The sequence below is a fragment of the Halochromatium sp. genome (assembly GCF_054919635.1).
Genome location: NZ_JBUDPI010000234.1, coordinates 1 through 6,259 on the forward strand (window position 1 = coordinate 1; position 6,259 = coordinate 6,259).

The 6,259-nt window shown below is 61.3% G+C and carries 6 protein-coding genes; all 6 read left to right on the forward strand.

The window, feature by feature from the left end; all coding sequences use genetic code 11:
* Nucleotides 1-243: 243 nt before the first annotated feature.
* The 6 genes from ACY693_RS13450 to ACY693_RS13475 all read left to right on the forward strand — a co-directional run bounded on the left by ACY693_RS13450 (nucleotide 244) and on the right by ACY693_RS13475 (nucleotide 6,003).
* Nucleotides 244-573 (forward strand): hypothetical protein, encoded by a 330-nt coding sequence (locus tag ACY693_RS13450; protein ID WP_462322339.1) that lies wholly within the window; start codon nucleotides 244-246, stop codon nucleotides 571-573.
* Between the two features lie 29 nt (nucleotides 574-602).
* The gene (gene dsrO, locus ACY693_RS13455; RefSeq protein WP_462322340.1) at nucleotides 603-1,382 is read left to right on the forward strand and encodes a sulfate reduction electron transfer complex DsrMKJOP subunit DsrO; all 780 of its coding nucleotides are present in this window, start codon (nucleotides 603-605) and stop codon (nucleotides 1,380-1,382) included.
* Nucleotides 1,383-1,469: 87 nt separating this feature from the next.
* Entirely contained in the window at nucleotides 1,470-2,702 is a 1,233-nt protein-coding gene (nrfD, locus tag ACY693_RS13460; RefSeq protein WP_462322341.1) for an NrfD/PsrC family molybdoenzyme membrane anchor subunit, read from the forward strand.
* A 174-nt stretch (nucleotides 2,703-2,876) separates the two neighbouring features.
* A complete protein-coding gene (locus ACY693_RS13465) occupies nucleotides 2,877-4,253 on the forward strand; it encodes a cobyrinate a,c-diamide synthase (protein WP_462322342.1) in 1,377 nt (458 codons plus the stop codon).
* A gap of 104 nt (nucleotides 4,254-4,357) precedes the next feature.
* A complete protein-coding gene (locus tag ACY693_RS13470; protein ID WP_462322343.1) occupies nucleotides 4,358-4,672 on the forward strand; it encodes a HesB/IscA family protein in 315 nt (104 codons plus the stop codon).
* Nucleotides 4,673-4,821: 149 nt separating this feature from the next.
* The gene (locus tag ACY693_RS13475; RefSeq protein ID WP_462322344.1) at nucleotides 4,822-6,003 is read left to right on the forward strand and encodes a sulfur reduction protein DsrS; all 1,182 of its coding nucleotides are present in this window, start codon (nucleotides 4,822-4,824) and stop codon (nucleotides 6,001-6,003) included.
* The last annotated feature ends 256 nt before the right edge of the window (nucleotides 6,004-6,259 follow it).

A 6,259-nucleotide genomic window follows, 5' to 3' on the forward strand; every position in this document is an offset into this window, starting at 1 on the left:
GCTGCCATATCTGTGCCGATGTCTGTCCGACCGGCTATATCAAGATGGGCCTCGGTGAATAAGCAACCTTCAACAGAGCTGGAGACATCGATGGCAACAGTCATGACCAAAGGCGTTCTCCTCGCGCTACTGACCGCCGTCCTCGGGCTGGGAACGGCGGCCCAGGCCGAGGAGGAGGGTGACTACGTGCTGCCTAACTCAAAGGCGGCTTCCTGAGAGAATTGCGTCGAGCCGACCGAATACATGCGGCGCAATCACTTCGAGCTGATCCGGCACCAACGCGATCAGACCGTTTATGGTGGCATCCGTGGCTCGGATCATGGCATTTCCGGCTGTGTCTCCTGCCACGTCGGTTATGACGAGACCGGCTCGCCGATCGAGATCGATGCCAAGGGCCAGTTCTGCCGCGCCTGTCATGATTACGCGGCGGTCGAGATGAACTGCTTCGACTGCCATGCAACGGTTCCGAAAGGCGAGGCCTGGAACCACGAGGTTGCCGCCGCACACGCGCATCTGACTGGGGCGACGGTGACCGGGCCGACGATGACTGGGCCAATGAACGCTGAGCGATAAGGCAGTTAGCGAGGCGAGGCAATCGGACGATGAATCACGAAACCGAATCGATGAACCAAGGCCGCCGAGATTTTCTCAGTGCGGCTGCTGGTGTGACCGCCTCTGCGGTTGCACCTGGTGTGTTCCTTCACACCCCTGTGGCTAACGCCGCACCACGCACCGAGCCGGTGACCGACGTGCACCGCTGGGGTCTGCTCGTCGACACCAGCAAATGTGCCGATGGCTGCACCGCCTGCGTCGACGCCTGCGATACCGAGAATGGGCTGAATCTGCAGTCCAAGCCGCTTGGCGACGACAAGCTCAAGTGGCAGAACCAGCGCGCCACCTGGATACGTAAGGTCAAGCTGCAGGATAATCTGACCGGCAATGTCACCAACCTGCCTCTGATGTGCCAGCACTGCGAGCATCCACCCTGCGTGGACGTTTGCCCCACCGGGGCCTCGTTCAAGCGCGCTGATGGCATCGTGCTGGTCGATCGCCACACCTGCATCGGCTGCCGTTATTGCATGATGGCCTGTCCCTATAAGGCGCGCTCATTCATTCATGAGCAGGTTGATCAGAAGCTTACTCGCGCGCCGCGCGGTAAAGGCTGTGTCGAGAGCTGCACGCTCTGTGTCCACCGGCTGGACTCTGGCGATATCTCGACTGCCTGTGCCGATGCCTGCTCTTCGGAAGGGCACCAGGCGCTCGTCTTCGGCGACCTCAAAGATCCGACCGGTCCATTGCGTCAGGCGTTGGCGAAGACGTCAAGTCGGCAGATTCGCCAAGACCTCGGCCTCAATACCGGTGTGCGCTATACCGGCATCTAACCACCGCGCTCTAGGCCACCGGGGGCTCCAGGCTCATGATCGCCATGCACGCTGTTGGCGCCATCGCACCACGTTAGAGAAGTCAGCATGAAAAGAATCGTCTATCGGGAATGGCTGGTTCAGCCTCAGCGTTACTGGGGCCTGCTTGCAATCCTCGCAGCCGTGATCGCGGTTGGCGGACTGTCCGCGCTGTACATGGAGCACGAGGGTCACTGGGTGACGGGTATGACGAACTCAGTGGTCTGGGGGACGCCGCATGTCTTTGCTGTCTTTCTGATCATCGCCGCCTCTGGTGCCCTGAACATCGCTTCGATTGGCACCGTGTTCGACAAGAAGGCCTACAAGCCGCTGGGGCGCCTATCCGGCTTATTGGCCGTCGCGCTGCTGGTTGGCGGACTGCTGGTGCTGGTGCTGGATCTGGGACGTCCTGACCGGCTGTTGGTTGCCATGACGACCTACAACTTCAGCTCGATCTTCGCCTGGAACATCTTCCTGTATTCCGGATTTGCAGCGATCGTGATCGGCTACCTCTGGACCATGGCGGAGCGCAAGGGGAATCATCTGCAGAAGCCCGTGGGCACCTTTGCCTTTCTCTGGCGTCTGGCGCTGACGACGGGTACTGGCTCGATCTTCGGGTTTCTGGTGGGCCGAGAGGCCTACGACACCGCCATTTTGGCGCCCTTGTTCGTGGTGATGTCGTTTGCCTACGGGCTTGCGATCTATATCCTGATCCTGTTTTTCACCTTCGATGCAGACGGCCGTCCGATCGGTCCGGCCATGCTCAAGCGGCTGAAGAATCTGCTCGGGCTGTTTATCGCGGCCGTCCTCTATTTCACGCTGATCTATCATCTGACCAAGCTCTATGGTGCGAAGAACAGCGATATCGAGGCCTTCCTGCTGATCAATGGGGGCATCTATACGGGCCTGTTCTGGGTTGGCTGGGTCCTGATTGGTGGCCTGATGCCGCTCGGCATCGTCTATCATCCAGAGCTGAGCCAACGTCGGGAGTGGATTATTGCGGCCTGCGCCATGGTGATCGTCGGCGGCTTGGCAGCGATGTATGTGATCATCGTTGGCAGTCAGGCCTACCCTCAAGAGATGTTCCCAGGCCATACCGTGCTACAGTTCGGCGCCCCAGGTGACATCGGTGGGCAGGTTGCTCCCTATTCGCCAAGCTTCCCCGAGCTGTTGCTGGGTCTTGGCGGCATTGGTGTTGCCTTGCTGATCACTGCGGTGGGTGTGCGTGTACTCCAATTCCTGCCTGAGTCGCTCGCCGATCGTGATGTCGACCCGCATGCCAGCGCCCGGTCGCCGGCCTAGGCCGAAGAGCTGATCCGCCAAGAAGGGGAGAAGCTTAGTCGCGGCTGCCTTCATCCTTGAGCGTCTGGGCGCACCCGCTTAGGTGCTCAGGGCTTGCCATTGGTCCGCGCCATCACGGGCGTTGTCGCTGTTTTGCTCGCCCTCAGGGCGCTGGTGCGGACTCACTGATCGAACATGGCGCATCTCTATCTTGCGGCGACGCAAAAATCGTCCGGAAAGACCACGCTGAGTATCGGCCTGATCCGTGAGCTCTCGCGACGTGGTCAGCGCGTTCAGCCGTTCAAGAAAGGCCCTGATTATATCGACCCCTTGTGGCTGTCCCGTGCTGCGCAAGGGCGTGCCTGCCACAATCTCGACTATCACACCATGTCGGCGGATGAGATCCGCGGTGATTTCAGCCGGCGACTTCCGGCCTCGACGCTCGGGGTGATCGAAGGCAATGTCGGACTCTTCGACAGCCTGGACGTCCAGGGCGCGGGCTCGAATGCGGAGCTTGCAAAGCTCCTTCTGGCACCGGTTCTACTTGTGATCAACTGTCAGGGCATGGGGCGCGGTATCGTGCCCCTGCTGCTTGGCTATCAGGCCTTCGATCCCGATCTCTCGATTGCTGGTGTGATCCTAAATAAGGTCGGCGGGCGCCGTCACGAGACAAACCTGCGTCGAGCGATTGAGCATTACACCGAGCTCCCCGTGCTGGGCGCGATTCCACGCGAGGCAGCGCTGGCCATCGAGGAGCGACACCTCGGCCTGATCCCGAGTAACGAGGCGGTCGAGGTGGAGGCAACGGTCGACTCGATCAGCCGCGCTGTTGCCGATTCGGTCGATGTCGATCAGGTCTTGAGGATCGCCGAGAGTACCCCGCAGCCTGACTGGGAGGCGCTAAGTCCTCCTCGGCCAAAGCCTAGCGGCCGTCTGGTTCGCATCGGCATCGCACGCGATGAGGTCTTTGGGTTCTATTATCCCGATGACCTCGCAGGGTTAGAGCGCGCTGGAGCCGAGCTGGTCCCCTTTAGCCCGCTGACGGATGCGAGCGTGCCGGCCGTCGATGGGATCATCCTGGGTGGTGGCTTTCCCGAATCGCGTATGCAGGAGCTGGAAGCAAATCGCTCGATGCGCCAGTCCATTGCCGACTTTATTGGTGATGGTGGCGTAGCCTATGCTGAATGTGGTGGTCTGATGTATCTCTGCGAACGCTTGCATTGGGGGAGCGAATCGCGCCGAATGTGCTCGGTGTTGAAGGCCGATGTCGCGATGCATGAGCGACCCCAGGGGCGCGGTTATGTGCGTTTGCGCGAGACCGACGCCTGTCCCTGGCCGCGGGAGGCGTCGGACGTGCGCGATATCTGCGCCCACGAATTCCATCATTCCGCCATCGTTGCACCGCGCGCCGAGTGGCGGTTTGCCTTCGACATGGTGCGCGGAGTCGGCGTCGATGGTCGGCATGACGGTATCATTCAGCATAATCTGCTGGCCAGCTATACCCATCTGCGGGGTGTCGGCGGAGTGAATTGGACGCGGCGCTTCGTCGATCGCGTCAGGTCAGTGCTTTAGCGAGCTCTGCCGCTGTGGCTTGGGTCGATACCAGGCTCGAGCTGCATCTGGTCCCGTGGCCCATCTGGGTCTCGGTCCCTGGCAACGAGATAGGATGAGGGTTTATGTTCAAACTGACGACGGCAGCTGCCGAGCAGGTCTTAAAGGCAGCAAAAGACGCTGGAACCGAGGGCATGTCGCTGCGTCTCGCAGCAATCCAGCAGGCCGATGGCAGCATCGACTACCGCATGGGCTTTGATGCCCCAACCGAAGAAGACATCCGCTTCCAGAGCGAAGGGATCGAGTTGGTGATGGCGCCAGAGGACGTTCCGCTCCTAGATCAGACGGTGATGGATTTTGTCGAGATCGAGCCCGGCAAGCCGCACTTCATCTTCATGAATCCGAAGGACCCCAACTACAAGCCGCCGGCCGATGCCTAGGCCACTGCTCGTCCTTGGCTCGAGCCTCTGTTGCGCGGGTTCCTTTGCGCTAGCCGCTTTACTCGAGCAGGGCGCGCCGAGGATGGCGGTTACTGGTCATCCCGCTGGGCATCCGCTAGCGATCAGGCTCGCTTGAACGAGGGTGGTCGATGGAGCTGTCGAGCGAAGATAATCTGCGGCTGAATGTGCTGCTCGCGAACCGCCCGCAGGCGATTCGGATCGACGAATCACGTCTGGTCGTCTATGGCCTTTCGGAGCGCGGTGAGGCGACAGTGACGCTGAATCCGACTGGTGCCGCTGATGCCTATCTGCGGGCGGTCAAGGAGCTGATCTCTGGTCATATCCTCGGCTCGCCCGGGGGCTACCCTGTTTATCTGCGGCGTTGGACGCGGATGGGGCAGATGCGCGATCAAAGTCTCGAGCAATTGTTGATGCTCGGGGAATCGGAGGCGGTGGTCGCCGCGGTTGGCTCGCCCGGGCTGACCCCTGAGCTGGCGCGGCGCGCTTGGTGGGCGATGGAGGATGCGGAGAATGCGCGGCGCATGCTGCGGAATCCGGCGATTGTGGTCAGCGAGATGGGACCGGTCCTAGCCGATTACCTGATCGAGTACCTGCCCTTCGAAACCGATCATGAGACCATGATGGAATCGGTGTCGTTGGTGCTGCAGCCGGGTCTGTTGAGCGACGAGGCAATCCTTGAGCTATGGAATAAGTCGGCCCGCAAGCCAGCCTACTTGGTCGGGTTTCTGCGTGCGCGACCAGATGACCTGCCCGAGCAATCGCCACCCCGCGCTGATGCCGACGAGATCGCCGAGGCACTGGCGGACCAGCTCAAAGCAGGAAACGGTGTCGCTGGCCTCTTGGTCCGAGTGACCAGTGCAGCGGGCCAAGGCTTTCTCAAGACGTTATCGGCGGTCCTGGCGAAGCCGCCGAATCAGGATATCGTCAGTGCCGGCTTCGATCTTCTGCGCGGCTACTTTGCGGTACTCCGTCGGGAGGGTGATCCGAACCTGACCATCGACGCCTTGCTTGCGGACGGCCATGCCTTCGCTGACCCAGCGGTTGCTACCGTGTCCGACCCTGTACCTGATCCCTTGTCTGATCCCGTATGCGATCCCGTATCCGATCAGGCCCGGCGCATCCTCGATCGGCTTCCGGACGCAGCCCCGGATCTGGCTGCAATGCGCATTCTCTCGGGCACCGGCTACGGTCTGATCCGCCCCGTGCTGCCTGACCCGACCACGCTCGGCAGCCTGATGCGCCGAAAGCTGACACCTGTGATCGATCCGCTACAGGGACAGCTCGCTCAGCTGCTTGGCAGTGGCCGTTAAGCGGGCCATCTAGTCCGCGAAGCGCTGAGTCGATCTAGAGGCTCAGGTCGCCAGCTCCGCCAGTCCCTGCGTCGCTCGCCCGAGGCCCGCCGCGCACGAAGACGGGCTCGCTGTCAGGTGCTCCTGATCTTAGGCGATTTCTGTCAAAGCTCATACCGCCTTGCTGGCCTTTTCGCTCGCCTTCGTCGTCGCGGCGCCGGTCACATAGCCCTGCTATGCTCCCGGCAACGCTCCCCGAAGGCAACCGAAAATCCTG

Bases quoted from the DNA above. Each gene is read 5' to 3' on its own strand.
- ACY693_RS13470 (WP_462322343.1), top strand. From the start codon at position 4,358: ATGTTCAAACTGACGACGGCAGCTGCCGAGCAGGTCTTAAAGGCAGCA.
- dsrO (WP_462322340.1), top strand. From the start codon at position 603: ATGAATCACGAAACCGAATCGATGAACCAAGGCCGCCGAGATTTTCTC.
- nrfD (WP_462322341.1), top strand. From the start codon at position 1,470: ATGAAAAGAATCGTCTATCGGGAATGGCTGGTTCAGCCTCAGCGTTAC.
- ACY693_RS13475 (WP_462322344.1), top strand. From the start codon at position 4,822: ATGGAGCTGTCGAGCGAAGATAATCTGCGGCTGAATGTGCTGCTCGCG.
- ACY693_RS13465 (WP_462322342.1), top strand. From the start codon at position 2,877: ATGGCGCATCTCTATCTTGCGGCGACGCAAAAATCGTCCGGAAAGACC.
- ACY693_RS13450 (WP_462322339.1), top strand. From the start codon at position 244: ATGCGGCGCAATCACTTCGAGCTGATCCGGCACCAACGCGATCAGACC.